This window comes from Agrococcus jenensis (genome assembly GCF_003752465.1).
Taxonomy (GTDB): domain Bacteria; phylum Actinomycetota; class Actinomycetes; order Actinomycetales; family Microbacteriaceae; genus Agrococcus; species Agrococcus jenensis.
This window is the reverse complement of sequence record NZ_RKHJ01000001.1, coordinates 709,791-736,248: the sequence shown is the minus strand read 5'-3', so window position 1 is coordinate 736,248 and position 26,458 is coordinate 709,791. Positions and strand designations below refer to the sequence as shown.

24 protein-coding genes are annotated in these 26,458 nt (G+C 68.4%); 15 read left to right on the top strand and 9 right to left on the bottom strand.

Annotated elements, in window-relative coordinates; translation table 11 throughout:
* The first annotated feature begins 44 nt into the window (after positions 1–44).
* The 3 genes from EDD26_RS03605 (at position 45) to EDD26_RS03595 (ending at position 2,661) form a co-directional block, all read left to right on the top strand.
* On the top strand, positions 45–1,346 hold the full coding sequence (locus tag EDD26_RS03605) for a hypothetical protein (protein ID WP_123696451.1): 1,302 nt from the start codon (positions 45–47) through the stop codon (positions 1,344–1,346).
* An 86-nt stretch (positions 1,347–1,432) separates the two neighbouring features.
* Complete coding sequence (locus EDD26_RS03600) at positions 1,433–1,954, top strand: hypothetical protein (RefSeq protein ID WP_123696450.1); 522 nt, start codon at positions 1,433–1,435, stop codon at positions 1,952–1,954.
* Between the two features lie 95 nt (positions 1,955–2,049).
* On the top strand, positions 2,050–2,661 hold the full coding sequence (locus EDD26_RS03595; protein ID WP_123696449.1) for a DUF305 domain-containing protein: 612 nt from the start codon (positions 2,050–2,052) through the stop codon (positions 2,659–2,661).
* An 89-nt stretch (positions 2,662–2,750) separates the two neighbouring features.
* On the opposite strand, the gene EDD26_RS03590 is transcribed toward EDD26_RS03595, so the two are convergent.
* Positions 2,751–3,215 carry an SRPBCC family protein gene (locus EDD26_RS03590; protein ID WP_123696448.1) on the bottom strand — a complete coding sequence of 155 codons (465 nt, stop codon included), beginning with the start codon at positions 3,213–3,215 and terminating at the stop codon, positions 2,751–2,753.
* 145 nt (positions 3,216–3,360) lie between these two features.
* On the opposite strand from EDD26_RS03590, the gene EDD26_RS14600 reads away from it, so the two are divergent.
* Positions 3,361–4,164 carry a PT domain-containing protein gene (locus tag EDD26_RS14600; RefSeq protein WP_170165519.1) on the top strand — a complete coding sequence of 268 codons (804 nt, stop codon included), beginning with the start codon at positions 3,361–3,363 and terminating at the stop codon, positions 4,162–4,164.
* Positions 4,165–4,214: 50 nt separating this feature from the next.
* The gene (locus EDD26_RS03575; RefSeq protein ID WP_123696445.1) at positions 4,215–5,465 is read left to right on the top strand and encodes a hypothetical protein; all 1,251 of its coding nucleotides are present in this window, start codon (positions 4,215–4,217) and stop codon (positions 5,463–5,465) included.
* A 71-nt stretch (positions 5,466–5,536) separates the two neighbouring features.
* On the opposite strand, the gene EDD26_RS03570 is transcribed toward EDD26_RS03575, so the two are convergent.
* From EDD26_RS03570 to EDD26_RS03550, 5 genes are all read right to left on the bottom strand, one after another.
* Positions 5,537–6,760, bottom strand: coding sequence for an MFS transporter (locus tag EDD26_RS03570; RefSeq protein ID WP_123696444.1), 1,224 nt, complete (start codon positions 6,758–6,760; stop codon positions 5,537–5,539).
* 83 nt (positions 6,761–6,843) lie between these two features.
* Positions 6,844–8,568: an HNH endonuclease signature motif containing protein gene (locus tag EDD26_RS03565; RefSeq protein WP_170165518.1), complete on the bottom strand. Its 1,725-nt coding sequence runs from the start codon at positions 8,566–8,568 to the stop codon at positions 6,844–6,846.
* Positions 8,569–8,745: 177 nt separating this feature from the next.
* Positions 8,746–9,591 carry a MetQ/NlpA family ABC transporter substrate-binding protein gene (locus EDD26_RS03560; RefSeq protein ID WP_123696442.1) on the bottom strand — a complete coding sequence of 282 codons (846 nt, stop codon included), beginning with the start codon at positions 9,589–9,591 and terminating at the stop codon, positions 8,746–8,748.
* Between the two features lie 9 nt (positions 9,592–9,600).
* Complete coding sequence (locus EDD26_RS03555; protein WP_123696441.1) at positions 9,601–10,413, bottom strand: methionine ABC transporter permease; 813 nt, start codon at positions 10,411–10,413, stop codon at positions 9,601–9,603.
* A complete protein-coding gene (locus EDD26_RS03550; RefSeq protein WP_123696440.1) occupies positions 10,410–11,396 on the bottom strand; it encodes a methionine ABC transporter ATP-binding protein in 987 nt (328 codons plus the stop codon). Before EDD26_RS03550 ends, EDD26_RS03555 begins: the two co-directional genes overlap by 4 nt.
* Before the next feature lie 185 nt (positions 11,397–11,581).
* Between EDD26_RS03550 and EDD26_RS03545 the strand changes: the two genes are divergently transcribed.
* Positions 11,582–12,364 (top strand): hypothetical protein, encoded by a 783-nt coding sequence (locus tag EDD26_RS03545; RefSeq protein ID WP_148058685.1) that lies wholly within the window; start codon positions 11,582–11,584, stop codon positions 12,362–12,364.
* A 189-nt stretch (positions 12,365–12,553) separates the two neighbouring features.
* Positions 12,554–13,663 carry a hypothetical protein gene (locus EDD26_RS03540; protein WP_148058684.1) on the top strand — a complete coding sequence of 370 codons (1,110 nt, stop codon included), beginning with the start codon at positions 12,554–12,556 and terminating at the stop codon, positions 13,661–13,663.
* A 26-nt stretch (positions 13,664–13,689) separates the two neighbouring features.
* Here the strand turns inward: EDD26_RS03540 and dcm are convergent, their stop codons facing one another.
* On the bottom strand, positions 13,690–15,063 hold the full coding sequence (gene dcm / locus EDD26_RS03535; RefSeq protein WP_123696437.1) for a DNA (cytosine-5-)-methyltransferase: 1,374 nt from the start codon (positions 15,061–15,063) through the stop codon (positions 13,690–13,692).
* A 62-nt stretch (positions 15,064–15,125) separates the two neighbouring features.
* Here dcm and EDD26_RS03530 point away from each other — a divergent pair, with 62 nt between their 5' ends.
* Together EDD26_RS03530 and EDD26_RS03525 are read left to right on the top strand one after the other, a co-directional pair.
* Entirely contained in the window at positions 15,126–15,596 is a 471-nt protein-coding gene (locus EDD26_RS03530) for a very short patch repair endonuclease (RefSeq protein WP_342769289.1), read from the top strand.
* Positions 15,597–15,681: 85 nt separating this feature from the next.
* Positions 15,682–15,876, top strand: coding sequence for a hypothetical protein (locus tag EDD26_RS03525; RefSeq protein WP_123696436.1), 195 nt, complete (start codon positions 15,682–15,684; stop codon positions 15,874–15,876).
* A 168-nt stretch (positions 15,877–16,044) separates the two neighbouring features.
* On the opposite strand, the gene EDD26_RS03520 is transcribed toward EDD26_RS03525, so the two are convergent.
* Positions 16,045–17,013: an ornithine cyclodeaminase gene (locus tag EDD26_RS03520; protein ID WP_245989734.1), complete on the bottom strand. Its 969-nt coding sequence runs from the start codon at positions 17,011–17,013 to the stop codon at positions 16,045–16,047.
* A 196-nt stretch (positions 17,014–17,209) separates the two neighbouring features.
* On the opposite strand from EDD26_RS03520, the gene EDD26_RS14510 reads away from it, so the two are divergent.
* The 5 genes from EDD26_RS14510 to EDD26_RS03485 all read left to right on the top strand — a co-directional run bounded on the left by EDD26_RS14510 (position 17,210) and on the right by EDD26_RS03485 (position 23,995).
* Positions 17,210–18,733 (top strand): hypothetical protein, encoded by a 1,524-nt coding sequence (locus EDD26_RS14510; RefSeq protein WP_148058683.1) that lies wholly within the window; start codon positions 17,210–17,212, stop codon positions 18,731–18,733.
* Positions 18,730–19,605 carry a hypothetical protein gene (locus EDD26_RS03505; protein ID WP_123696432.1) on the top strand — a complete coding sequence of 292 codons (876 nt, stop codon included), beginning with the start codon at positions 18,730–18,732 and terminating at the stop codon, positions 19,603–19,605. Before EDD26_RS14510 ends, EDD26_RS03505 begins: the two co-directional genes overlap by 4 nt.
* 2 nt (positions 19,606–19,607) lie before the next feature.
* On the top strand, positions 19,608–20,384 hold the full coding sequence (locus tag EDD26_RS03500) for a hypothetical protein (RefSeq protein ID WP_123696431.1): 777 nt from the start codon (positions 19,608–19,610) through the stop codon (positions 20,382–20,384).
* Positions 20,385–20,488: 104 nt separating this feature from the next.
* Positions 20,489–21,124: a hypothetical protein gene (locus tag EDD26_RS03495; protein WP_123696430.1), complete on the top strand. Its 636-nt coding sequence runs from the start codon at positions 20,489–20,491 to the stop codon at positions 21,122–21,124.
* Between the two features lie 1,716 nt (positions 21,125–22,840).
* Positions 22,841–23,995 carry a type IV secretory system conjugative DNA transfer family protein gene (locus EDD26_RS03485; RefSeq protein WP_170165517.1) on the top strand — a complete coding sequence of 385 codons (1,155 nt, stop codon included), beginning with the start codon at positions 22,841–22,843 and terminating at the stop codon, positions 23,993–23,995.
* A gap of 353 nt (positions 23,996–24,348) precedes the next feature.
* Here EDD26_RS03485 and EDD26_RS03480 read toward each other — a convergent pair whose 3' ends face one another.
* Positions 24,349–24,720 carry a helix-turn-helix domain-containing protein gene (locus EDD26_RS03480; RefSeq protein ID WP_123696427.1) on the bottom strand — a complete coding sequence of 124 codons (372 nt, stop codon included), beginning with the start codon at positions 24,718–24,720 and terminating at the stop codon, positions 24,349–24,351.
* A 175-nt stretch (positions 24,721–24,895) separates the two neighbouring features.
* Here EDD26_RS03480 and EDD26_RS03475 point away from each other — a divergent pair, with 175 nt between their 5' ends.
* On the top strand, positions 24,896–26,395 hold the full coding sequence (locus tag EDD26_RS03475) for a SulP family inorganic anion transporter (protein WP_123696426.1): 1,500 nt from the start codon (positions 24,896–24,898) through the stop codon (positions 26,393–26,395).
* Positions 26,396–26,458 lie beyond the last annotated feature (63 nt).

Below are 26,458 nucleotides of genomic sequence, written 5' to 3'. Positions count from 1 at the left end.
GTCAGGGCAAGCGGGGGAGATGCCCCGCGAGAGAGGAGCCCGCCGTGCGCCCCATCGAGAGCCGCCTGCTCGCCGCGACCGCCGTCATGGTCGTCGCGACCATCACCCTGGGCGCATGCGCGCAGGCTCAGCCCGACGAGGCGTCAGCGCCCGTGCCGAGCTCCGCACCCGACGAGACGGCCACGCCGACTCCGACGCCAACGACCGGCGGCGAGCGCGAGCCGGGCACGACCGGCACCGCGACACCGCCGCAGACTGCGGAGCCCACGGCGGACGAGGCTGCGCCCGTCGAGCTCGTCGACTTCGAGACGCAGAACGGCACGATGCGCATGCGCATCCCGGCCGCATGGACGGTGGAGGACCACAGCAGGATCGCGGTCGACGTCGAGAGCCGGCAGCGGTGGGACAACACAGTGTCGATCTCCGACGCCGACGGCGGCAGCATCTGGTTCTCGGATGGGCAGTGGGACAGCGTGGGTGCGGCCCCGAGCGAGGTGTCCGTCGTCGCGCAGATCCCCGTCGGCGACGGCCTGGCCGCCACCGCGTGGTGGCAGCGCTACGACGAGAGCTTCGGAGCGTACGTCGCGCTCACCAACCCCGAAGACCCGGGCTTCGCCTTCACGCTCGAGGGCGGGAGCCGCATCCTCTCGCTCGCGTTCCAGCACCCGGATGCGTTCGAGCCCTTCCCGACCGCGACGGCCGCCGAGGAGTACCTCCGCGGCGACGTGGTCGAGCTCGCGCTCGATCTGCTCGCGACGGTCGAGCTCACCGGCGAGGACGACGCACTGCCGGCCGGCATCGGCGTCGAGCACGAGGGCACGACCTACCTGCCGTACACGACGCAGAACGGCACCGCGAGCTTCCTCGTGCCGCAGCACTGGCGCATCGAGGATCACAGCCGCCGTGGCACCAATCGAGCCGGCCAGGAGGTGTGGGACAACTCGGTCGCGCTCTACCTGCCGAACGGCAACATGGTGCTGCACTACGGCGACATGTGGTTCACCAATCTCATCGAAGAGTGGGAGTGGACGCTGGGCGAGGTCCGTCCGACGCAGACGGATGGGTGGCAGGCGGTCTCCTGGACGCTCGGCGACTCTGTGCCCAACCACGCGGGCTACGTCGGCGTGAGCCTCTCGGACCAGGGAGGTGCGGTGCGTCCGGCGGACAACGTCTGCAGCGAGAACCTGTGCCGGAGCTTCAGCAGCATCCCGCTCTCCGTGCGCTGGCTCGACGACGGGCTCGACAGCACCGAGGACTTCTTCGGCAGCGCGATCGAGGAGCAGCTGCTCACCGCCGTCGCATCGCTCGAGACGCACCACGACGACGCCACGCGGATGCCCTGGTAGCGCCGCGGTCGCAGATCCGGGGGCCGGGCGGAACACCGCCCGGTCCCTGTGGCCGCTGCGAGGTCGTCCTGCTACCGTGTCGCGCGATGGCGGAGTGGCGGATGGGCACGTCGACGCGGCGCTGGGGGCAGACCCCGGGTCGGGCGCTGTCCGCGCGGACGCTGCTGCTGCTCGGCGCAACCGTCGTGCTGCTGATCACGGGCCTGCTCGGCATGCACGCGCTGGGCGGCTCGGCGGGCGGGCACGGCTCAGGCCATGCGATCGCCGGCCATGCGGACGTCGGCCAGTCGAGCGCGGCGATCACTGCTGGCGATGACCACGGCTCGCACGCAGCCCCGGCGCACCACGCGCAGGACGCGGCGGCTGCGGCGAGGGCGAGCGGCTGCACCGATGCATGCGCAGCCGACGGACCTGCCGCGCCCGGCCACTCGGAGCTCATGGCGTGCGTGCTCGCGCTGCTCGCGGGCCTGCTCGTGCTCGTCCCGCCCGCGCGTCTCGGCATCCCCTGGGCGTCGATCGTGAACATCCCGACGTCGGCCGACGCATCCGCCGCCCGGGCCGAGCCGCCCACGCCCTCGCTCATCCTGCTCTCGATCAGTCGGACGTGATCGGTCTGCCTGGCCACCGGCCAGGCCGCCGGCATCGCCCCCGCGGTGTCGCAGATCCATCACATCCACTTGAGATCGAGAACAGGACCACCACCATGAAGACCATCAACCGCGCGCTCGGAGTCAGCGCGCTCGCCCTCGCCTTCGTCGTCACCGGCTGCTCCGCGGGCGGATCGACGGGCACCTCCCCGGCCGCATCCCCCGGCATCACCGAGGCGCCCTCATCGGCCGCCGGCTCGTCGGAGGCGAACGCCGCCGACGAGATGTTCGTGACGGGGATGATCCCGCACCACCAGCAGGCCATCGAGATGTCGGAGATGGTGCTCGAGAAGGACGGCCTCGACCCGCGGGTCGCCGACCTGGCCGAGCGCATCCGCGCCGCGCAGGCGCCCGAGATCGAGCAGCTGCAGGGCTGGCTCGACGAGTGGGGCGTGGAGGCGTCGGCAGATGGCGGCCACGGCGGGCACGGCGCGGGCGGCGGCATGATGTCGGAGGACGACATGCAGGCGCTCGAGGACGCCGACGGCGCTGAGGCGAGCACGCTCTTCCTCCAGCAGATGGTCGCGCACCACGAGGGCGCCGTCGAGATGGCGGAGGTGGAGGTCGCCGACGGCCAGCACCCCGACGTCGTCGCGCTCGCGCAGCAGATGGCCGACGCGCAGTCGGCTGAGATCGCCGAGATGGAGCAGCTGCTCACCGAGCTCTAGCCCCTGTTGAGGGTTTGCGTCCGAGCTGCCCTGCACTCGGACGCAAACCCTCACCCACGCTGGGCCGGACGACGGGCCTGCAGCGCCGGCTACCCCGCCCGGCGGAACGCTGCCTGGAGCGCCTCCAGCGTCGCCGCGCGCTCCCGCTTCGCGAGCCACCGGTAGGCGGGCGTCATGAGGCGGCGGATGCCGTGCACCTCGACCCGCGCGCCATGGCGCACGAGGGTGATGCGGTCGGAGGCGGCTTCCAGCTCGTAGCCGGGCCAGCCTTCGGCGGTGATGCGGCCGTCGCGTGCCAGCTGCCACCAGTGATAGACGAGGCGGGTCGGAGGCTCGAACGCGACGATCTCGCCGGGGGCTGCGCCTGCTGCGGTGCGATCGACGTAGGTGGTGCCCAGCTGCGGCTCGCCGGGCGACGTCTGCTCCGTCGTGCGGAAGATGCTCCCCTTGCGTGGCATCCAGTCGTTGTAGCCCTCGACGTGGGCGAGGCGCGCGAACACCGCATCGATCGGTGCGTCGACGACCCCGTGCAGCTCGAACTCGATCACGGTCATGACTCAGCGTGCTCCTCGGGGAGCGCGTCCACAAGCGGGCCGGTGCGAGTTGAGCGCGCGCCGTCGCCCGGTGTGACCGCGGGGCGTTGCCGGACATGTCTGGGTAGGCGGGGCGTTGCCCCCGCAGGCTCCGAGGAGGGCTCGCATGCATCGACGCACCCCGCCGCTCGCTCCGCTCGCCGGCGCAGCGGGCGCCCTGGTCGTGGTCGTGGCGACCATCGCCAGCTGCTCAGCACCGGGCGCAGCGGCGCCGCCCGAGCCCAGCATGACGACCGGCGCTCCGACCCCGGCGACGACCGCGCCGGCCCTCGAGCCGAGCGCTGACCCGACGGCGGCGCCGAGCGCCGTACCGACGGCGGAGCCGAGCGCAGAGCCGACGGCCGCCCCGACCGCATCCGCGGGATCAGAGCAGGCGTTCGTCACGCAGATCGGCAACGCCGCGTTCGAGGTGCCGCGCGGTTGGACGGTGCGCGACGAGAGCCGCGTCGGGCTCGATCACGAAGCCCAGGACCAGTGGATGAACAACGTCGTCCTGCTCGACGACAGCGGCCGGGAGCTGCTGCGCTACATCGACGGCGCCATCGATGCGCAAGGGCAGATCACCGCGGGCTGGGGCATGGTCGAGCAGCGTCCGATCGCCGCGGCGATCCCCGACGAGAGCGGCGTGCCGACGGCCGCGGCGAGCTGGTGGGTGGAGGGGGAGGCTGGCGTGCAGGTCTTCGCCTCCGTTACGCTCGTGCCCGACGGAGAGGCGCCGTGGGGCATCGTCCCGGCGGGGGATGCCCGGTCTGCGCAGTTCATCGCCGATCTCTCGCTGCTCGACGCCTGCCAGCAGGTGGTCGACGTCGCGGATGCCGAAGCGTGCCTCGAGAGCGACGACGTCGCCGAGCTGATGGCCGTGCTCGCGACGCTCGAGCAGCATGCGGTCCCGCGCGACGCGATGCCCTGATCGCACGTCCAGCCGGGCGCACGATGCACGACCTCGAGACAGGAGCACGCATGCGCAGCACGCACCACCGACCGCGCGCCGCCCTCGCCCTGCTCGCGGCCGGCGCGGCACTGGTCGTCAGTGGATGCGCGACCCCTGTTGAGGTCGCGCCGCAGGTCACGCCCGCCTCGTCCTGGCAGCAGGTCGAGACGCAGACCGGGTCAGCACGCTTCCGCATCCCACCGGGTTGGACCGTCGAGGACCGCAGCAGGTTCATGGGTGAGGACATGGTGTCGTGGGTGAACGTCGTGGCGCTGCTCGACGAGGGGGGCGAGCAGCAGCTCGTGTACGTCGACGAGCCGGTGCTCTCGTCCGCGTATGCGTGGGATGAGCCGGTGTTGTCGTGGTTCTACCGCCACGGGCCGTCCGGAGCGTCAGCGGCAGGGGATGGCCTCGTCGTCGAGCGCGAGGCCAGCGAGGGCCGGGTCGTCACCGGCTGGTGGGAGGAAGCCGTCAGCTGCGGGCTGCTCTGCGAGTGGTACTACATCCCGCACCTGGCGGTGATCGATCCCGCGGCGGGGCCCAGCCGGACGCTCACGACCGAGCAGTCCGACGGCAGTCGACGGCACGCGTTCGGACTGCGGCGCGCACCCGACGGCACCGATCCGAGCAGCTACGACTCGCCGGACGAGGTGGCGCGCTTCGTCTCGGGGGAGCAGGGGCAGCTGCTGCAGGCGGTGCTCAGCACGCTCGAGCTGCACTCGGTGCCGCTCAGCGCATTCCCGGCCGGGGCGTCGCCTCCCGCCGATGTGCGCGAGACGTTCGCGTACGACGGGCCGCTCGAGCGCTTCACGACCGCAGACGGCGCGATCGCGTTCGACGTGCCGCACCTCCACACCGTCGTCGATGAATCCACGACCGGTCCGGGCGCGGAGCACCGGATCCGCGTGGTCGAGCCGTTCGGCGAGACGGTGCTGACCATCACCGACGGCACGTCACCTCCCCTCGACCCGACCGTTGGGTCGGGCGTGATCACGGTGATCGAGCAGCGCCGGATCGACGAGCGGCTGGCGGCGACGAGCTGGCTGATCCAGTCCGAGCGCGGCGTCACAGCGCACATCGCGCTCACCGAGCTCGGCACCGAGAACCCGGTCGGCTTCGTGCCGCTCGCCGACGGTCGGGCGCTCGTCGTCCACGCCCAGTGGTGGACGGGCGGATGCGCGATGCTCAGCGGCGTCAGCGAGGCCCGCGAGTGCCTGGCGGAGGTGGGCCCTGCCGCGCTGCTCGACGCGATCGAGTCGATCGAGCTCGACGGCGGCTGACCTGCGGGCCTCAGTGCGCGTAGGAGCCGGTCAACACACCAGGTGGACGCGGATGACGCGCGCGCTCGCCCTCAGCGCGAGCGTGGGAACGCGAGCATCGTGAGCGCTCCCACGACCCACACGGCCCCCGAGGCGGCGAGCAGCAGGAGCGGGTCAAGGCCGGCGAGCAGACCGGCGACGGCCGTGCCGCCCGCGCTCGCGGTCGTGCGCAGCGCAGAGCCGACGGTGAACACCTGCGCGACGACGTCCTCGGGGCTCTCGAGCCGCCGGAGCGTGAGCATCGCGGCGGTGGGTGCGGCACTGAACACGCCGGAGACACCGACGAGCACGATCGTCCACCAGAACCCGAGGTCGAGCGCGGCGGCGAGCGTCGCGAGCCCCACGAGCCCGAACCCGACGAGCATCGTCGCCTGCGGCGACAGGCTCGTGCGGCGGATCGGCTCGACGATGGCGCCGACGAGCGCGCCGATCGCGAAGGCGGTGACGATGAAGGCGCTCGCGGCTGCGTCGCCCGTCGCGAGTAGCGCGATGCCGATCGCCGCGATCGGCATGATGCCGCGGCCGAACTCGACGAGCGTGCCCGAGACGGTGATCGTGGCGAGCGGCCGATGCGTCGACAGGGCGACGAGCCCCGCGCCGATCGAGCGCCACAGCCCCTTGCGCTCCGCCTCCCGCCGCTCGATGCGCAGCAGCGGGTAGGCGGCGAGCGACACGAGCGCGATCCCGGCCATCGAGGCGAGCGCCCAGCGCGGCCCGAGCGTCGGCGCCAGCAGCGCGACGAGCGCCGGACCCGCGACACCGGAGAGGTTGTAGCTGAGCGCGTCGAGCGCGTACGCGCGGCGCGCATCCGTGCCGGCCGGCGCGACGAAGCTCGAGAGCCCGCCGAAGCCGAAGGGGTTGAGGAGGCCGCTGAGGACGAGCGCGATCGCGACGAGCCACACCGGCAGCGGGTCGAGCGCTGCGGTCAGCCCGTAGGCGACGGCGGTGCCCGCTGCGGCCGCCATCATGAGCGGGCGCGGCCGGTGCACGCGGTCGAGGATCGCGCCGACGAGCGGCGCGGCGATGATGCTCGGCACGAGCGCGAGCGCCGCGAGCGCCGCTCCGAGGGCGATGTCGCCCGTGATCGACACGACCAGGATTGGGATCCCGATCTGCGCTCCGCTGGCAGCCGTTCGGATCGGCACGGATGCGGTGAGCTGGCGCATCCCCGCGGCCTTCCCCTCGTGGTTCACGAGCGATGCGGTCGACGACGCGGGGGCAGACGAGGGCCGATCGGCGTCGCGGGGGGATTGCATCCCTCAAGCATGCCGCCCTGCCTGCCGTGCAGCCGAATGCGCGGTCTGCGCGCGGTGTGCGCCGCGTGCGAGCCCGGCGCGGATCAGCGCCGCAGGACGATGCTGATCCGCGGCGGCCGATCCGCCCGCCCTCGATGCTGGCGCGCTCGGCCGTGCTCATGGAGCAGCGTGCGGATGCGTCGCTCGGTCGATCCGACTGCGCTCCCGCCGGATGCGTTGGCGGCAGCACGCGGGCGCCGTCGCGGTCGCGTGACGCACTCGGAGGACCTCGGCTCGTTCGATTCGACGCTCGCCCTCGTGTGCGGCTCGATGCGGGGGCCGACAGGCTCCGGCAGCTTCACGGCGAGCGAGGCGGGTGCGGTTGCGCCGAGCGATCCCGGGGCGCCGGTCGCCGTGGGGAACGCGGCGGCGATGGACATCATGGCGGAGGCGTCGCGACCCTGCCGCGCCGCCTGCAGCTGCGGCACGATCCGCCAGCTGCCGGGCTGCCGGCCGACCTTCTCGACCCGCAACCGCCCGGCGTGGATCTCGTGGTGGTGGTAGCTGCAGACGAGGATGCCGTTGTCGACGTCGGTGGCGCCGCCGTCCTGCCAGGGGACGATGTGGTGCGTCTCGCACCAGGCGACCGGCATGCCGCAGCCGGGCACTCGGCAGCCCTTGTCGCGCTTGGCGAGGGCGCGCTTCTGCGCGCGGGTGAAGAGCCGCTGCGTACGACCGAGCCAGAGCGGGTGGCCCTGCTCGTCGACCACGAGGTGGTGGAGGTCGGCGAAGCAGACGAGCTGGTCGACGTGCTCGATGGGCACGAGGCTGCTCGTGTGCTCGATCGTGAGCGTCCGCTCGGCGCAGCGAACGCCCTGCACGTAGGCGCCGTACGCCTCGATCGTGCCGGTCAGGACGAGCGAGGGCGACTCGCCGCCGGCCAGCGGCGCATCGCCGGAGGCAGCGTGCGCCTTCACCATCGCGACGAGGGCGTCGTGCGCCTTCTGCTCGGGCGAGCGGTCGTCGAGCGAATGCTCCGCGCTGCTGCAGTCGGCTCCCGAGCATCCGCCGTGATCGCAGTGCTCGTCGTGGAAGGCGACCTTGACGCGTGGGCCGGTGTACGCATCCACCACCGCCTTGATGGCGGAGCCGTCCTCGGCGGGGGAGCGGATGACGGTGAGCCACGAGCCGTCGCGCTGCTGACGGATGCGCAACGAGCGGAGCGCTCGCTGCTGCTCGTCGTTCGGGAGCACCCCATCTGGGTCGAGGAGCGCCGCGCATCGGCGGGCCAGCACGATCAGCTGCTCTGGTGGCAGCGGCGTGGCCGGATCTGTGGCTGCCTCGACCAGCAGCTGCTCGGCCGTCGCCAGCTGCTCGACCTCGGCTCGCGGGGCGGCGGGTTCGATGGTCGCGACGATCGCGTGCGCCTGCGCGAACGAGATCTCGGCCCCGGCGAGCGCGCCAGCGACCGCCGGATATCTCGCGGCGATGGGGGCACCGGTGATGGCGTTCGACGGCGATGTCGCTCGCCCCATGAGCAGCAGGTCGAGTGCGCGGCGGGGGCCGAGGCCGAAGGCCCTCGCAACCGCCTCCCGCACGTGCCGAGCCCCCAGCCGTAGGCACAGGGGCTCATCGACCGCGCCGTGCGAGCGCTCCTCCACCTCGTGCGCGAGCCGCACCTGCAGGCTCTCGGCGATGCGCGCCAGCTCAGCGACTCGGCCGAGCAGCTCGGCGACCTCGGCGTCCGACGTCGTCGAGAACGACGGCGCTTCGGCGAGCAGGGCGCGGGCGGCAACGACCGCTGTTCGTGCCTGCTCGGTGCTCGTCATCGCCGCCTCCTTGTGAGGAGAGTAGGGGCGGCCACCCACATGGACTCCGCTCTCGGCGCGAGCAGAGGAGATGCGATCACAGCCACGCGACCCGCGCCGGAAGACGAGTGCGCCGCGTGCACAGGGCACGCGGCGCACTCTCATTCCGGCTCGGGGATCAGCCCGCCAGCGGTGCCGTCACTCGGTGCCGGGGACGATCAGGCCGCCCCACGTCTCCAGCATGTAGGCGTCCGTCTCCTCGCTCGTGAGCAGCTCGTACAGCGCGGCGACGCGGGGGTCGTCCTGCAGCTCGGGCGTCGTCGCGAGGATGTTGAAGTAGTCGGAGTCGTCGCCCTCGGTGAGGATGGCCTGGTCCTGCGTGAGGCCGGCCGGCAGCGCGAACGATGCGGTGACGAAGACGGCGTCGTTGTCCGGGATCGCGAGCGGCAGCGTGGCGTTCTCGACCTCGGTGAACTGGAAGTTCGACGGGTTCTCGGTGATGCCGTCGAGGTTGGTCGCGCCCTCCTCGATGCTGATGAGGCCCTCGGCCGCGAGGATGCCGAGCGCGCGGCCCTCGTTGGTCGGGTCGTTCGGGATGGCGATCGTCGCGCCCTCGCCGAGCTCGTCGATCGAGGTGAGCGACTCCGAGTAGAACGCGGCGGCCGGCAGGTAGACCTCGCCGACCGAGACGAGCGTGCCGCCGGCCTGCGAGTTGTACGTCTCCATGAACGTCGAGTTCTGGAAGAGGTTGGCCTCGGTCGAGCCGTCGGAGAGGGCCGGGTTGGGCGTGTTGTAGTCGGTGAACTCGACCCACTCGATGTCGAGACCGGCCTCGGGGGCGAGGTTCTCGTCGACCCAGGTGAGGATGTCGCCGGCCGGCACGGGCAGAGCGCCCACGCGGATCGTGCCGAGCGAGCCGTCCTCGGCGGCGCCGGAGGCCTCGGGAGCGGCGGCGGGCGTGCCCGACGAGCAGGCGGCGAGGGCGGCGACGGCGACGCCGGCGGCGATGGTCGTCGCGACGCGACGGCGGAAGATGCTGGTCATGGGGGTTCCTTAAGGAGTGCTCGACGGAGGCGTCGGGCGGCGGGGGTCGGGGATCGTGAGGTCCACGTCGAGGTGGGCCTGCGCATCCGCCGTCGCGTCCTTCTTGGGGCCGCGACGAGTGCTGGGTGCGCCGAGCTTCCGGGCGAGCGCGGTCAGCGCCCACTGGATGAGCTGCACGAGGGCGAAGAGGATGATGACGACGCCGATGATGTGGATGCTGCTGTAGCGCTGCATGCCGTAGGTCAGGGCGACGTTGCCCAGGCCACCGCCGCCGACGACGCCGACCATCGCCGAGAAGTTGATGATCGACGTGATGGTCGTGGCGGTGCCGAGCAGGATCGACGGGGTCGCCTGCGGCAGCAGCACGCGGCGCACGAGCAGCCAGCGGGAGGCGCCGAGCGATTCCGCGGCCTCGAACAGGCCGGGGTCGACCTCGCGCACGGCGATCTCGACGACGCGCACGAAGAACGGGATCGCGATGAGCGTGAGCGGCACGATCGCAGGCCCGGTGCCGATGAACGAGCCGAGCAGCCAGCGGGTGAGCGGGATGAGGGCGATCATCAGCACGATGAACGGCACCGAGCGGCCGAGGTTGACGATGAAGCCGAGCAGCGCGTTGATGACGCGGCCGAGCGCGCGCGAGCCGAAGGGCGCCTCGAGGAAGCGGCCCTGCTCGGTGCCCACCAGGATGATGCCGAGCGGCAGGCCGACGACGAAGGTGATCGCCATCGCGATCGCCGTCATGTAGATCGTCTCCCACGTGCCCTCGAGGAGCACCGCGATGAGCTGCGGCCAGAAGGTGGGGGAGCTGACGTCGATCATGCGAGCACCTCCCAGGCGGTGACGCCCTGTGCCGTCAGGCTGTCGACGACCTGGCGGGCGGTGTGCTCGTCGCCGGGCACCGCGAGGCGGGTGCGGCCGGCCTGGTGGCCGTTGATGGTCTCGAGCGCGGCGCCGAGGATCGAGACATCGAGGCCGAAGTCGCGGGCGAGCTGCGCGATCACCGGCCGGTCGGCGCTGAGGCCCGTGTAGGTGACGTCGACGATGCGGTGGCCCGGGATGCGGTGGGGCTCGCCGACCGGGAAGAGCTCGGCGGCGACCTGGCTGCCGGGCGTGCGGATGAGCTCGTCGAGCCCGCCCTGCTCGATGACGCGGCCGGTCTCCATAAGGGCGGCCGCGTCGCAGATGCGCTTGACGACCTCCATCTCGTGCGTGATGAGCAGCACGGTGAGGCCGAGCTCGCGGCTCAGGCGGCGGATGAGCTCGAGGATGGAGCGGGTCGTCTCGGGGTCGAGGGCGCTCGTCGCCTCGTCGCTGAGCAGCACGTCCGGGCCGGACGCGAGGGCGCGCGCGATGCCGACGCGCTGGCGCTGGCCGCCGGAGAGCTGGCCGGGGCGGTCGTCGGCGCGGTGTGCGAGGCCGACGAGGTCGAGCATGTCGAGCGCCTTCGGGCGGCGGTCCTTCTCGGCGGCGCCGGTCGCCTCGAGCGCAAACTCGACGTTCTGGGCGACCGTGCGGTTGCCGACGAGGTTGAAGTGCTGGAAGACCATGCCGATCTTGTGGCGCTCGTTGCGGAGCGCCTGGCCGCTGAGGGCGGTGACGTCGACGCCGTCGACGGTGACGCGGCCGGAGTCAGGGCGCTCGAGCGCGTTGACGGTGCGGAGCAGCGTCGACTTGCCGGCGCCGGACTGCCCGACGACGCCGAAGATCTGCCCCTTCGCGACATCGATGGAGACGTCGTCGAGCGCGACGACGGCGTCAGGGCCGTCGCCGAAGCGGCGGCTGACGTGCTCGATCGAGATCATGGAACTCCAAGCGGGGGCGCGGTCGGCGCCCTGTGTTGGGGGAAGGGTCACCCGGCTGCGGCGGCGGGCTGCCTTCTAGTGTCTCGTGGATCGAGGGACGGTGCAGGCATGTGACGCCGTGTGACAGTGATGCGGGGCGTAGCCGTTCGTCAGGTCGCGCGATGCTGCGCGGATAGTGTCTGAACATGACGCTCTTCTCCATCGAATACATCGGGGGCTCGGCCGGCTCTTCCGGGTCTGAGCATTTCGACCGGCTCAGAGATGGACTGGCACGCGACACTTCAGTACGCAGCGAGGTCGAAGCAGCGATGCGACTCAACATCGACCGGGTGAATCCCTCCGACCCGGGTAATCGATTCGTCGTCGGTGGAGCGGTCGAATGGCTGATCGCGGCCGCAGCATGGGCGCTCGGAGTGCTCACCCTTCCTGGAGGCCATTCGGCTCGAGGCTTCGACCTGATGGATCTGCAAGACGCCGCCCGCGGCCTCTGGTCCGTGAAGGCTCAGACCTCGGCCAACAAATCCGCGTTCCGCCTCACGAACGGCCTCGGTGGCAGTGGGAAAGGCTTCCAGGAGCCGACTGTATTCGTCTCGCCTCATCTGCCTGGACTGGTGTTCATCGACCCGGCTTTGCACGACGAGCCGGCGTCTGCCGTGCGAGTCAAGCCCGATGCAGTCGAATTGCCGTTCGGTGCCGTCTCGGCGCATGCGCAGAATCACCCTGAGTGCGTTGCTGTCCTGGTGGCGCCTAGGAACGAGGGGCGTGGTGCCGAAAATCCGTTCCTGGCCTACGCCGAGACGATCGCGACACCGGATCGTTTCCCGCGTCTAGCGACGATGTTCGCGGCTGCGAAACCTCCCTCAGCGGGCCGTGCCGCGGAGATCGCCGAACTGCTCGCTATGAAGCAGTCCGGCGCGATCTCAGACGCTCAATTCAACGCGCTCGTCGATCGGCTGGCCGGCATCTAGCTTCGCAGCGCGTGCTTGGCCGGCGTTGAGCGCTCCCGCGATAGCCGCGGTCGGATCGACATCCGCTTCTTCTCACGACGTCTGCGCAGCGACGTGACGCAGCCTGACGCTCTGGTAGCGCCAGGGCGGCTCGAAGACTCGGGGCGCTCCGCTCGATAGCGAGCCACGCGGGGCGTTACTGTCCTCAACATGACAGGTGCTCAATTGAACGCTCAATCACGGCGACGGATCGCTATCGACGCGCTCGGTAGCGAAATCAGCACCGACCCCGATTCAGCCTCTGCACGACTAGCTGGGCTGCTCGGCCAGTCGCGTCCCCTCGCTGTCAGCGCGGACATCGACGGCCTCGTCTCAGCCTCGATGTTGGCATCTGTGGCCCCCGGGTTCGAGATTGTCGCCTTCTCTATCAAGTCCCACTCTTGGCTGGTGCACCCCGACTTCCGCGAAAAGACGCCGTCGAACCTGATGATGGTCGACCTGTTCTCGCCGCGGTTCGACAGTCTGAGCAACCACGTAGTTCGGTGGGGGTCAAAGCGGCCTCAGTCAGCAGAAATTCGAGGCGCGTACCAGTACTGGGACGGCGTGGTGGATGCTGCGAGCCGCGAGAGGTTGCTCGCGGTCCCTTCGCTATGGGCCGCCACGCAGGGGGGATACGAAGACGTGGATCGAGCAGATTCCGCCAGATACAAATACCCGCTCGGCACCGCGCAGTTCCTGCTAGCGATGCTCGAGGCTTCTGGCCACGCTCCTCGGTTTTACGACCGCACATATCTACCATGGTTGGTCGCGAACTGTGACGACGGGATCTTGACCTACACGAGGTACTCCGACAATGCCCGCGTTTGGTGGCCCGTATTGGCCGGTGCCGTCGGACCCGGAAGTTTGACTGAGCAGATTTTCTCGATGGTTGACCGGATGCGACCACACGACTTCGTGGATGCGGTACATCGGCTCGATAGAGAGCGCGCGGCGTCGGGCACCGCCCCGTGGTTGGACGACAAGTGGAACCTCTCGGGGTCCACGCCGGCCACCCTGGCGGCCGCGCTGGGCTGGCTTGGCGAACTCACCGGGTGGCGAGATCCGTTGCGAGGCGGAGTGGCCGACCTGAACTCTTGGGTAACGGTGCAGGCAAGCGGTACGGGTGCAGTTCATCTCGCCGGAGTCAACAAGATGTCGGATCTCGAGCGCTCGGGGGCGGCTGACCGGATCCGGAACGCTGCCAATGCGCTTAACGCGAATTTCTACTATGGCGGCAGGGGTGATGGCTCACGCTTCAACTGGGTCGGCGGATGGGCTTGACTTCGCGTTCACCTCGGACGCGGGGGCTAAGCGGCGCGAACGAACCGGTCGGACTCGCTGAGCGCCTCGTCGGGATTGCGGGGAGCGGACAGGATCGCGTTCACCACTGCGGGTGACGTCTCCTCGATCAGCTTCGCGTCCCGCTCGACGTGGGTCCGGAGCATGAAGGCGGCAGCGCCGACGTTGACACCGTTGCCGAGTTGCTTGTAGGTGAGGGCGTCCCGCTGACCACCGAATGTGAACCAGTCCGGCAGTCCTTGTAGACGCGCGGCCTCGCGCGGTGAGATGCGCCGTCCGCGAGAGCCAAGGATCGAGGTCTGTGTGATCGCGACGAGCGCGGGCAGGTACGTCGCTCGCTTGGCGCGCAGTCCTGACGGGCGGAGGTGCATCACGGTGTCTCGCAGGGCTGCCGTCGACTGCGCCTGCCACTCGAGCTTGCGGCGCGAAGCGGGTAGGTCTCGCAGCTCGCCGTGGGCAAGCAGCCAGGCGTCGATCACGTCCTGATGCTCCGAGTAGAAGGCGGAGTTCTTTCGCAAGAAGTCGGCCTTCCAGGTCGGTACATCCTCGCCGATCTCGAGGGCCTCTAGGTGAGTGAAGTGGTCCGCCCAGATGGGGAAGCCAGGGAGCTTGGAGACGCCCTTCTTGCGTAGCCTGTTCACGAAGTCCGCCCAGACGTCGATCACGTAGGAATCCGCTTCGGTCAATCGGTAGTCGTCCAAGCGGACCACCTCCTGATCGGGCTGGATCAGCGGTCGCTGGTCAGGTCCGATCGGCGTCTTGAAGATGTCCCAGTCGTCGGGGTTCCATCCGCCGATAGCTCCTCGCGGAACGAGCGGCACGTTCGGCGAGAGCGCTCGAGCCCGGGCGGGGTCTCCGACGTAGGTCGCCATGATGAAGACGCGGTCCCGGATCTGTGGTCGCCCGCCCAGCTCCGGCGGCAGGAGATGGGGCGAGAAGACCGTCGGCGTCGTGGACACCTTGTAGCCCGCGTCCTGCATCAGCCGCACGATCGTGGCCCACGTCTCCCGATGCCTGGGGCCAGCGAGGTTCCGCACGTTCTCGAGCATGACAACGGAAGGCTTGCGCTCTTGCAGGATCCGCAGGATGTTGAAGAACAGCGTGCCGCGTGCTTCGTTGATCCCGCGCTGGAACCCGGACTTGGAGAAGGGCTGGCAGGGGAAGCCAGCGCTCAACACGTCGTGAGCGGGAACCGCCATCCGGCTCTCGGTCAACGGGATGATGTCGCCCTCGGGTGCCTCGTCCCAGTTCTGGGCGTAGATCGCGGCGGCGGGAGCATCGATCTCGGACGCCATGGCGAGCGTGCCGCCGTTGACGGCGCCCAGCGCTGCGTGGAAGCCTCCGATGCCAGCGAAGAGATCGACGAACTTGAAGGAGGACATGGATCGAATGTACCTTCGGCCACCGACGAAAGCTAGCCAGCTCGCCGCCCATGAGGAAAGCTGTGAGTGAGCTGAGCGACGAGGTCGAGGCGGTGCTCCGCGGGAAGCGGGCCATGCCCGGTGGGTGGGCATCGAGCGCGAGCGCTACGGCCGTCATGAAGGGGAACGGTCGCCGGGATACTCAGCCCGAGCTGCAGGTGCGCCGCCTCATCCACGCCGCCGGCCTCCGATACCGCGTCGACATGGCGCCGCTTACGTCGGATCGGCGCCGTCGCGCTGACATCATCTTCACGCGGCGGAAGATCGCCGTCTTCATCGATGGTTGCTTCTGGCACGGTTGCCCACAGCACTTCGTCCCACCGCGGGCCAACGCCGACTACTGGCAACCAAAAATCGCACGCAACCGCGAGCGAGACTTGGAGACCACAGCACGGCTCGTCGCTGCGGGTTGGGAGGTGCTCCGCTTCTGGGAGCACGAAGACCCGGTCGCCGTCGCGCACAGCATCGCAGCGCACTACCACTCTCGAGCTTGATGCGACGCCGATGCCGTGGTGGGCGCCCGGGCAAGGGAGCGCGCCGCGCGAAGCCCGTCGCTCCCAGGCCGCGTAGCCTCGGAGCATGGACGAGACGACGATCACGCCGGTTGAGCTGTCGCGCGAGTTGGGGCTGGATCGCAAGGGCAAGCAGATCCGCGGGTTCCTGCGCAACCCGCAGGACGGTGAAGGGCCGTTCGAGGATCACGAGATCGGGACCGAGTGGCACCTGACGGTGGCGCAGGCGGAGCGGATTCGGAAGCACTTCGGGAAGGACTGAGCGCGTTCGGCTGGGTCGGTGCAGCGCGCGGGTGGTCTCGATACGCGGCCGGCTCCGCCGGCTGCTACTCGACCAGCAAGTGACGCGGCCGGCTCCGCCGGCTGCTACTCGACCAGCAACTGACTTCGCCGGCTGCTACTCGACCAGCGGGTCGGAGGAGCGGAGCGGTCAGACCAGGACTGGCGTGCCGATCATGCCGTAGAGGTCCTTCGGGTCCTCTGGCTCGGTGATGAGGTCGATCGGCTCGGAGAAGCGCGTGGCCGCGGTCGCCTTCTGCACGTAGCGGAGCGCCGTGAAGTCCTCGATGGCGAAGCCGACCGAGTCGAAGACCGTCACCTCGTCGGCCGAGATGCGTCCAGCATCCGCACCAGTGATGACGCGCCACAGCTCGGTCACCGGGAAGTCGGCGGGCAGCAGCTGGATCTCGCCCTCGATACGCGTCTGCGGCGTGTGCTCGACGAAGACGCGGTTGCGGCGCACGAGCTCGATGTCGAGCTCGGTCTTGCCGGGGCAATCGCCGCCGATCGCATTGATGTGTGCGCCTGCCGGCACTTCGTCGAGGTGCAGCACGGTGGCGTTCGTCTTGTCCGCCGTGCAGGTGGTGATGATGTCGGCGTCGCGCACGGCGTCGGCGGCGGATGTCTCGATCGTCACGTCGAAGCCGAGCGAGCGCAAGTGCCGGCTCGCGGTCTCGGCCGTCGGCCGGTCGACGTCGAACAGCCGCAGCCGCGTGACGCCCGGCCGCTGCGAGCGCACGGCGAGCGCCTGGAACACCGCCTGCGAGCCGGCGCCGATCATCCCCATGACACTGCTGTCCTCGCGTGACAGGTGCCGAGCGGCGAGCCCAGAGACGGCCGCCGTGCGCAGCGCCGTGAGGATCGTCATCTCCGACAGGAATGTCGGGTAGCCGGTCATCACATCGGCGAGCACGCCGAAGGCCGTCACGGTTTGGAAGCCACGCGACGGGTTCGAGGGGTGGCCGTTCACGTACTTGAACCCGTAGGCGGTGCCGTCGCTCGTCGGCATCAGCTCGATCACCCCGAGCGGCGAGTGGCTCGCGATGCGCGGCTCGCGCTCGAACCGCTCCCAGCGGCGGAAGTCGACCTCGAGCTCGTCGACCGCACGCGGTGGACTCAAGGGTCCGCTCGCGTCGACATTGTTCGAGATTGGCGACGGCCGGAACAATCCGGCGCGGCTGATCGCGCCAGCGTAACCCACGCTCGCCGCGCAAAGAACTCTTCCCTCGAGCGCCCTTGTCGCGGCATGATCAACGCAAACAACGTTCCGAAAACCAGAGCAGCCTCCGCTTTACGTGACGCGGTCGACTGAGGACATGATGACGGCACCCATCGCGGCAGAGGACGGTCACGTCCGAGAGTTTTTCGAGCCGCGCCTACCCAAGGGGGCGGTCGGGCCTTCCCGTTTCGGTGTGGACCGCGGGCTGCCCGACGCGCTCCTCGACCTCAACGCGCGCAATGGCAAAGGCGACACTAGCCTTGACAGCGCCACTTACGAGGTGCACCACGGGGATGGCGACGACTATCGGTGGCCAAACCAGGGCGTAGGTGTCCTCAGCGTAGGCGTCAAATGTGGCCATAACGCTTTGGCCAGTGAGCAACCGGTCATCGCGATCGGGCTGCCGACGACGCATGTCCGGCGCGCGGCACGGCGCGTTGACGAGAGCGACGATGAGCCAATAGACCAAGTGGACACGGGCGTTGGCGTCCCAGGCAACGACAACGACGCCTGCCATGGCGTCATCGAGTGCACGAACGGCCAAGCGCCTTCAGAAAGCGTGGCATGGCCGGTGTGGCAACGGCTCCAACGGCACATCAAGCGGCTTCCACAGTTGAAGGGCTGGTCCTACGACTGTCGGAAGAGCCGCGTCAGGGTGTTCCGAGTCCTCGGTCTGTGGGCCATCGCCACACTGCTCGTCGGCTGTGGTGCACGCATCGACACAATCATGCGGATTGCCGCGGATGGGTCCGGTACAAGAGTGATGGTACTAATCCTTCCTGCAGAGGATGCCGAGCAGCTCATCGGCGGCATTTCTGCCGTAGATGCCTCGGTGGAAAGGCACCTACCTGAAGAGCTCTCCTACTCCGGTATCGCCGTCCAGGCTGATGGCGCGCTGTCCGCGACGATCAGCATGTCCTTCGCATCGACCGATGAATACCTCTCCAAGGCGACGGCCCTACTTGCTGCAAGCGGTGTCAGCCGCCCGTCGCCCCTGTTCAGCGTGGCGAAATCTCCCCTTGTGAGCGTGCTCCGTATCGAAGAGGAGTTCACGAGCGCCGAACTGCTCGGCTGGCTGTTCGCGGGGCTGGAAGAGGACGGCGTCATCGCCAGCGCGAGTAACGCTTGGGAGTTCGGCGACACCACGCTCGAATACGCGGGCCAAGCAGCCGTCATGCATGACGGACGGATGGTAGCCAGCCTGATCAACGACCGCGGCTTCGCGAGGGTCACCGTCCGCACCGACATCCGCGATGCGAGCGAGGCCACTCGTGCCATCACGTACGAGATGGGCGCAGACAGCGACCCGGTCCTATACGAACGCTACCTCGCCGACCACACACCCGAGGGAGCGCAGCTGATCAGGAACGGTAACGTCTGGGCCGTGTCCTTCAGTGGCACGCTCGATGTGGTTGCTGCCGCGACCGATGTGGCGCTGGACACGGAGGGGACGGTCCTAGCGGCGACCGTGGAGCCGGCTGCGGATGACCCTGCGAGCGTCACGCTGACCTTGGAGGATTCGAGTAGTTGCGCGAATGTCTGCGCGGCCGATGCGCCGCCGCTCACCGACGTAGTGACGGTCGCTCTTGCGTCGACGCGGAAACCGTCGATGTCGATATGAGCGCGAACGAGCCGGCCACCGTCCATTACTCACCGCCGTTCCAGCGCGTGCAACAGCGCCTAAGTCTTGGTCAGTTCGATTCGGTCACGGCGACCACATCGTTCAGCGTCCTCAACTCTGATGTCGAGCTCGTCGGTGACGGCTTCGAGCGGCTGCTAGGAGTTGAGGGGACGACCGCGGGCGTAGCGGTTTCCACCGCTGGCCACGAGACCACCTACACAGTGACGGTCGAGGCGGAAAATCACGAGGAGTTCGCCGCCGCATACGCGCAATGGGCGCCGGGCGGCGGCTTTGTCGCGACGGATGACTCGTCCTTCATCGTCGTTTCGACCGCCTACTCGTTCTCTCCCGGCCTTCTATCGATCACGGGAGCTCACGAAGTGCTGGAGGGCACCCCGACGGCTGTCGCCCTGCCCTTCGGCATCTGGGTCGACGGCGGAGCAGCAACTGGCGCCGGTTTCAGCGCGGACGTGGCCTTCGACGTGGAGGGCGTTCGGCCAGGAGGACTGCTGACCGGTGCAGGGATGCTTGTCGTGATCGCCGCCAGCCTGTTCGTCATAGTCCGAAACCGGCATCGGATCGGAGTGGCGCTTGCCGTCGTTCGCGCTACGGCACTCGGTGCTGTGGACAGTCGAGTGAGCCCGTCCGAGCAGTGGTCGCTCTCGCTCGTCCGCCCGACGCAACGTGTGTTTGCTAGGCGCTCGCTCACGCAGCTCTCAGTCCCGTCGCGCGCGGCGGTGCGGTATTCGCTCGTCGACCTCTCCACTGGGCGGCCAGTTCACAGTTCCGTTGATCTGCTGACCGACACTCCTTCGATTCCATCACCAACCGCGCGTTCGTCGCTCATCGACTACGCCAAGACAGGAGACTGAGCATGTTCGAGCCGAGTAACACTTCGCCCACGACGCCACTCGCGGCGACCGATCCGTCGCCCGATGCGACGCACTACCCGTTCCGTCTTCTTAAGGACGAACGTGTGCTCGCGAGTTACCCAATCACCTCGATGCGGCGGCCCCTCGGACACCTGGTTAGTTTTCTCTTCGTCACCGACTCCCGCGTTGTTTATGCTGCGGAAGCGAAGACATTGTTCTCAACCTCCACCGCGTTCCGCGAGACGAACCTCGGGAAGGTCGATGGCATTGAGGTGAAGTGCTCGCGCGGTGTCTCTGCGCTCGGCGTAGCGGTGGCCGTGGCCGTCGCGCTGAACGTCATCGGCATCCTCGCCCTCGGCGGCACTCTGACATCCGCCGTGTCCAGCTTGTTAGATGAAAACTACTCGAATATTCCCGCCGCCGGTCTCGGCGTCGCCACAGTCGCTCTCGCGATCGCCACCTCGGTCATTGGCGTCATCCTCGTCATTAGCGTCTCGCGGCAGAGCGGCGCGCTGGCACTCATCGGCGCAAGGGATTCCGTGCAGCTTGCCGAGTACCGGGACTGGCTGACCACAGGAGCCGCGGTCGTGATATTCCTCCTACTCGCACTGCTCCTCCCTGTGGCGCTCCTCGTTTGGCTGGGAGCACGTGCGCTAGGACTCTTCGGTGCCGAGCAGGCATTCCTCTACGCGAACTCGAAGAACATCGACACCATCGCTTACGACGCAGGCGCCGTCATCCTGGATGCCCAGGCCCGAGGCACCATGGCCGGGAGCTGACCTCAGTCAACTATGGCACTGCGCCCGTCCGAGGTTCACCCAGACGCAGAGCCTACCCATCGCGATTTCCGCCATTCTGGCTGCACGATAAGGAGGACAGACGCATGGCTCCAACCGCCACTCAAGCCAGCGAGTTCGACACGCACGCGGCGCCGTTCATCGAGGCCAGTGAGCCGGTCTATGCGCTGATCGGGGCGGTCATAATTGGCCAAGACCGTGACGGGAGTCCCGCTTACTACCTGACAGTAGGGGAGGGCCTCGCGCGGCCGTTCGACCTGGTTCTGCTGCCAGCGATGGAGTTCTTCGAGAAACCGCGCACTGAGAGCCAGGTCCGAGCTTGGCTCACCCTACTTGGCGAGACCACCGCGTTGCTCGATCAACTTCTGGCGAATCAGCTTCTCGTCAAGATCGATACGACGACACCGCTTTCGGCGCTGGAGAGCCTTTCGGGCCTCACGGTTATAGCCCAGTCTCTGCCCGATGCAAGTCAGACGCAAATCGACGGAACGGTATGGGCGCTGCCATTCGGCGGCGGGCCTGCATACATCGTCGGCGCTGAGCTGGCCTCGGCGCTCTGGTGGCCAGATAGAACCGCTGAGTTGTCCACCATGGTATCGAGCATCGCAACTGCCCAAGGGGACGGCTTAGATATCGCGGCTCGCCGTGTACTGACAGAGATTCCAGCACTTCTGGAGTTCGGCCTCGCAAGGTTGGAATGGCTCAATGGCCCCAGAGGTTGACCCGAGCGCACCGCAGTCCCCGCGCGGATGGGTGGCATCTGCTCTTCATAAAGCGCGCCCGCTGCAGGAGATCGGCGTCGCGGTCACAAAGATCGGTGGCGCAACGGCGGCGGCCATCGAAGGGTTCGTTCACGAGCCGCTTGTTGCCGAGCTCATGGGCTACGGAATCTCGAGCCCGCTCGCTGCTGGCGTCGCGGGAGGAGTGGTACTTGGGTCGACTATCCCGTCGGGGTGGAAGGGCTTTAGAGCGGCCCAAACTCTATGGGATGCGAGGCACGATCCCGAGCGCGGGCGCAGTCTGGATGACAAATATGCAGCGCACCGTTCCTTTGCTGAAACTCAGATGGGCCTTCATCGCGGCAAGGCGCACCTCTTCAATGAAGGGGTCCAAGCTCGCTGGCGAGGAGATCCAGTGGGCGCGTCCTGGGATCAAGTCCAAGTTGAGGGGTTCAAGGTAGCTGGTCGGATTGGCCGCAACAATTCGCGTGAGGACCTGCAAGCGTTCAGCGCTCAGTGCGCCGATATTGCCGCTCTCGAGGCCAGCACGCACAAGCAGTCGCAGGTCTCGGTAAATAGCGATGAGACGGCCGCCGTCGACAGCCTGACAGCGGCACCGAATGCCCCACCGCGCGACATCGAGCCGTCGGCTACTGGAAGTCAACCCGCGGCTGGGCCGGAGGGGGCATTTGCCGGTCGCGAAGCCCCATCGGCGCCGTCCAATGCATCGACAGCTGAACAAGGTTCAGAATCCCAACATGAGTTGAGGCCGCACGTCGACGCTACAGCGATGCCGGAGCGCGAAAGCGAATCGGATCTCGAAGCCACCGGAGTTGAACCTGCAGTGGAGTCTCCCGAGTCAGCGCGCGGCTTCAAGCCCCGCCCAGTGCCTAGCCCCGCGGCTGGTACAGAAGCCGAGACGCCAAACCCTGCACCGCAAGTCCACGATGTTCTCGCAGGCTCTTCCCCGACGTACCCGATCAACGCGGGCAGGGTCTCGTCGCCACCCGTTCCCGGGCCGGAGCCCGAGCCCGAGCCCGAACCAGAACCCGAGAGTCTGTCCGAGGCAGGAGCGAGCAACGAACCAGAGCCACAGTCCCAGCCGGAATCAGGGATGCAGCCCCGGCCGATACGGCATCCCGAGGCTGATGGCGCCCCAGCGCACGAGTTCAGATCGGCCCCAGGGCCGATGCCGGGATCCGAGTCGAAGTTGAAGCCGACGGCTGAAGTTCAGTCGCCGTCGAGTCGCGGGGTGGACGCCGACCCAGGGCAGCCCGGTCGGCGACCTGAGCCGGAGCTGGTGCTCGCGCTGGGGCCGGAGTCGAAGCTCGAGCCGGTGCCGGCATCGATGCTCGAATCGGAGCCGGAGCTCAACTCCGCGTCCGAGTCTGAGCCGGAGCTTACTTCTGCGTCCGAGTCGAAGCCGGACCTGGACTCCGAGTTCGGGCCGGAACCGGCGACAATGCCGACATCACAGTCGGAAGGGAAGTCAGCATTGGAGCCCGAGCCCGAGCCCGAGCCCGAGGGGGAAAACGATGTCAGGTCTGAGGCAGAACCGGACTTAAGGTGGTGAACCCGCCGTTGTATTCGGAGACGGTCATAAGCGGATTCGCCCTGGCATCAGCGGCGGGACACGTCGGGCCTACCCCATGTGAGTTCGGCGTACAGGGCACAGGCGGTACATCCCTCGGGCTGACCGACGCGGTGCTCGGTCGTCACGTGCTGTTCCTCGGAGGCATCGGTACGGGCAAGACGGTGGGGATGACTGCGCTTGTGCAGTCGGTGCGCGCGGCTCGGCGCCCGGACGACGTGCTCGTATTCTTCGACACGAAGGGCGACTACCTCGATGCGTTTGGGCGCGAGGATGACAGAGTCATTGGGGCGTCGGGGAGCGACGACCCGCGACAGCAGGCGTGGAATGTGTTCGAAGAGTTCGCGGCCACACCCGCGGGTCGGGACGTCGACGACGAGGTGCTCGAGGTAAGCAATGGTCTGTTTTCTAGCCTTCTGCGGAACGCTGGCGACAACCTCTACTTCGCCAGCGCAGCCCGCGATTTGTTCGTGGCTCTGCTATCAGCGATGTTGCGTGAGTCCATGGGTCGAACCAACCATGACATCCGCGTCGGGCTCGCGGGTATGTCTGTCCCCGAGATGCACGAGATGCTCGACCGGCCCGGAAATGAGGACCTTAGAGGCGCCAAGCACTACATCCCGAAGGAGGGCTCGCCGTCCGCGATGGCGTGCGTCGCATTCATGCAGCAGGTTATCCAAGAGTCGTTCCGTTCCAACTTTGGGCGCCCTGGCTCCTTCTCAATTCGGCGCTTCCTGCGCGAAAAAGGCGCACGAGCTTTGTTCCTCGAGTACGACATCGCGTCGGGAACGATGCTCGCGCCCATCTACAAGACGATGCTCGACATCGCGATGAAGGAAGCGATGTCTCGGCAGCGCGCAAGCGGCCGCGTCATCTTTGTCCTCGACGAGTTCGCTCTACTGCCGGAACTTACCCACCTGACGAATGGGCTGAACTTCGGACGGTCGTTAGGGCTGCGGTTCATCGTCGGGACTCAGAATACCCACCAGGTGGAGGCGATGTACGGACCCGAGACGGCAGCGTCCGTTCTCTCGGCGTTCGGTACCGTCTTTGCGTTCCGACTCTTCGACGGCTCGTCTCGACGGTTCGTCCGCGACCGGTTTGGAGAGAACATGAAGCTTATCCGTCTTCAATCGAGCGTGCGGTCAAAAGGTCTGATTGAGACGGTGCAGGCTGGCCATGTGGTCGAGGACTGGGACCTGTCGTCGTTGCCCGTCGGCACCTGCATCGCTGCCTCAGCCGAGACCCCGCCGGTGCGCTTCACCTTCGTGCCGCCGCGGTAGGCGTGAGGTGCGTGTCGGCGCGAGTGCGCGGCTGGCCGCTGGTGCCGACTGCCGCTTTGAGGCGCGGACGACGCGACTGCGGCGGTCGCGCTCTCGCGGGAGCTGGGACTCAACCTCACGCTCGTTCGGCAGTTGCCGTGTGCGTTCGTGATGCGCGACGCTGCTATGCCGCGGCCGGAGGTCGGCGTGCGACCGGGTTTGCATCAGCTGTCCAGGTCGCCCGAGAAGCTCAGGGAGGCGCTGCAGTCGCCATGCCTACGACGCAGCGAGGTTGTCAGGGAGGTGCTCGCCGAACTCGCGACCGCCCACGGACTCGAGGTGCGGCTCGTACGGCTGACGTGGGCGGGAGCGGCTCAATCAGCGGGAGGGGTAAAAGGCCCGACGCGCGCCAGCAGCGCGTCGGCATCGGCAAGCTGACGGGCGAGCTTCGCGCGTCGCTCATGCATCTGGGTGCGGAACCACTCGGCGCGCTCCGCGGGCAGTGCCGCGAGCGGGTCGGCCGGGGAGCCCTCGATCGCATCGGCCAGCTCCGCGAGCTCCTCGAGCGAGAAGCCGAACGGCTTCATGCGCATGATGAGCCGCACGCGCTCCTCATCGGCCTCGGTGTAGAGGCGGAAGCCTCCGTCCGTGCGGCCGGACGCGTGCACGAGCCCGACGTCGTCCCAGTGGCGGAGGGAGCGCAGCGACAGCCCGACGCGCTCGGCCAGCTCGCCGATGTGCATCATGTCGTCCGCCCTTCCATCGCCGCCAACTCTACCGTGACGTTAGGGTAGAGTCGTCCGTGGTCGACGTCTCGACCGCCGCCGTCCCCTCGCTCCTGCGATGGACGCGCCCGCGCGAAGCCGCGCCCCACACTTCCCCTCGCCGCGGGATGCCCGCGAGCCTTCCCGAGGAGCCTCCATGGCCACCACAGCCCCGACGCGCGAGCGCTACCGCGACGACCCGTCCGTGCTGACCGTCCTCAAGAGCCCGCGGCTGCTGACGCGCGAGGCGCTCGCCGGGCTCGTCGTCGCGCTCGCGCTCATCCCCGAGGCGATCTCGTTCTCGATCATCGCCGGCGTCGACCCGCGCGTCGGGCTCTTCTCGAGCTTCGTGATGGCAGTGACGATCGCGTTCGTCGGCGGCCGCCCCGCCATGATCAGCGCCGCCACCGGTGCCGTCGCCCTCGTGATCGCGCCGATCATGCGCGACCACGGCTTCGACTACTTCATCGCCACCGTGCTGCTCGCCGGCGTCATGCAGATCGTGCTGGCGCTCCTCGGCGTCGCCCGGCTCATGCGCTTCATCCCGCGCAGCGTGATGGTGGGCTTCGTCAACGCGCTCGCGATCCTCGTGCTCATCGCGCAGCTGCCGCACCTCTTCGGCGTGCCGTGGCTCGTCTACCCGCTCGTCGTCGTCGGCGTCGCGGTGATCGTGCTCATCCCGCGACTGCAGAAGGTCGTGCCGTCGCCGCTCATCGCCGTCGCGCTGCTGACCTCCGCCGTGCTCGTCTTCGGCTGGTCGGTGCCCGACGTCGGCGACCAGGGCGAGCTGCCCCGCAGCCTGCCCGAGCTCTTCGTGCCGCAGGTGCCGCCCACCCTCGAGACGCTCAGCATCATCGCGCCGACCGCGTTCGCGATGGCGCTCGTCGGCCTCATGGAGTCGCTCCTCACCGCCAAGCTCGTCGACGACATCACCGACACCCGCTCGAACAAGACGCGCGAGTCGTGGGGCCAGGGCGTCGCCAACCTGCTCTCGGGCGTCTTCGGCGGCATGGGCGGTTGCGCCGTCATCGGCCAGACGATGATCAACGTGAAGGTCTCCGGCGCCCGCTCGCGCGTCTCGACCTTCCTCGCCGGCGTCTTCGTGCTCGTGCTCGTCGTGGCGCTCGGCGACGTCGTCGCGCTCATCCCGATGGCGGCCCTCGTCGCGGTCATGATCATGGTCGTCGTCAGCACCTTCGACTGGCACAGCATCCGCCCATCCACGCTCAAGCGGATGCCCGTCTCCGAGACGCTCGTCATGGTCGTCACCGTCGTGGTCGTCGTCATCACGCACAACCTCGCGATCGGCGTCATCGTCGGCGTCATCACCGCGATGGTGCTGTTCGCCCGCCGGGTCGCGCACTTCCAGACGGTGACGCGCACCGTGACGGATGCAGCGGCCCACTACGCCGTCGAGGGTGAGCTCTTCTGGGCCTCGTCGAACGACCTCACGACGCAGTTCTCCTACACGGAGGACCCGGCGCACGTCGTCATCGACCTCTCCCGCTCGCACATCTGGGACGCCTCCACCGTCGCGGCGCTCGACGCGATCGAGACGAAGTACGCGCGACTCGGGAAGACGGTGGAGCTGCGCGGGCTCAACGCGGCGAGCACCGGCATGCGCGAGCGGCTGACCGGGCAGCTGGGCGCTGAGTGATGCGCGGCCGGGCGATTCGGCCCTAGCTGGCGGAACTGACAGGCTCAGGCCATCGACATTGCA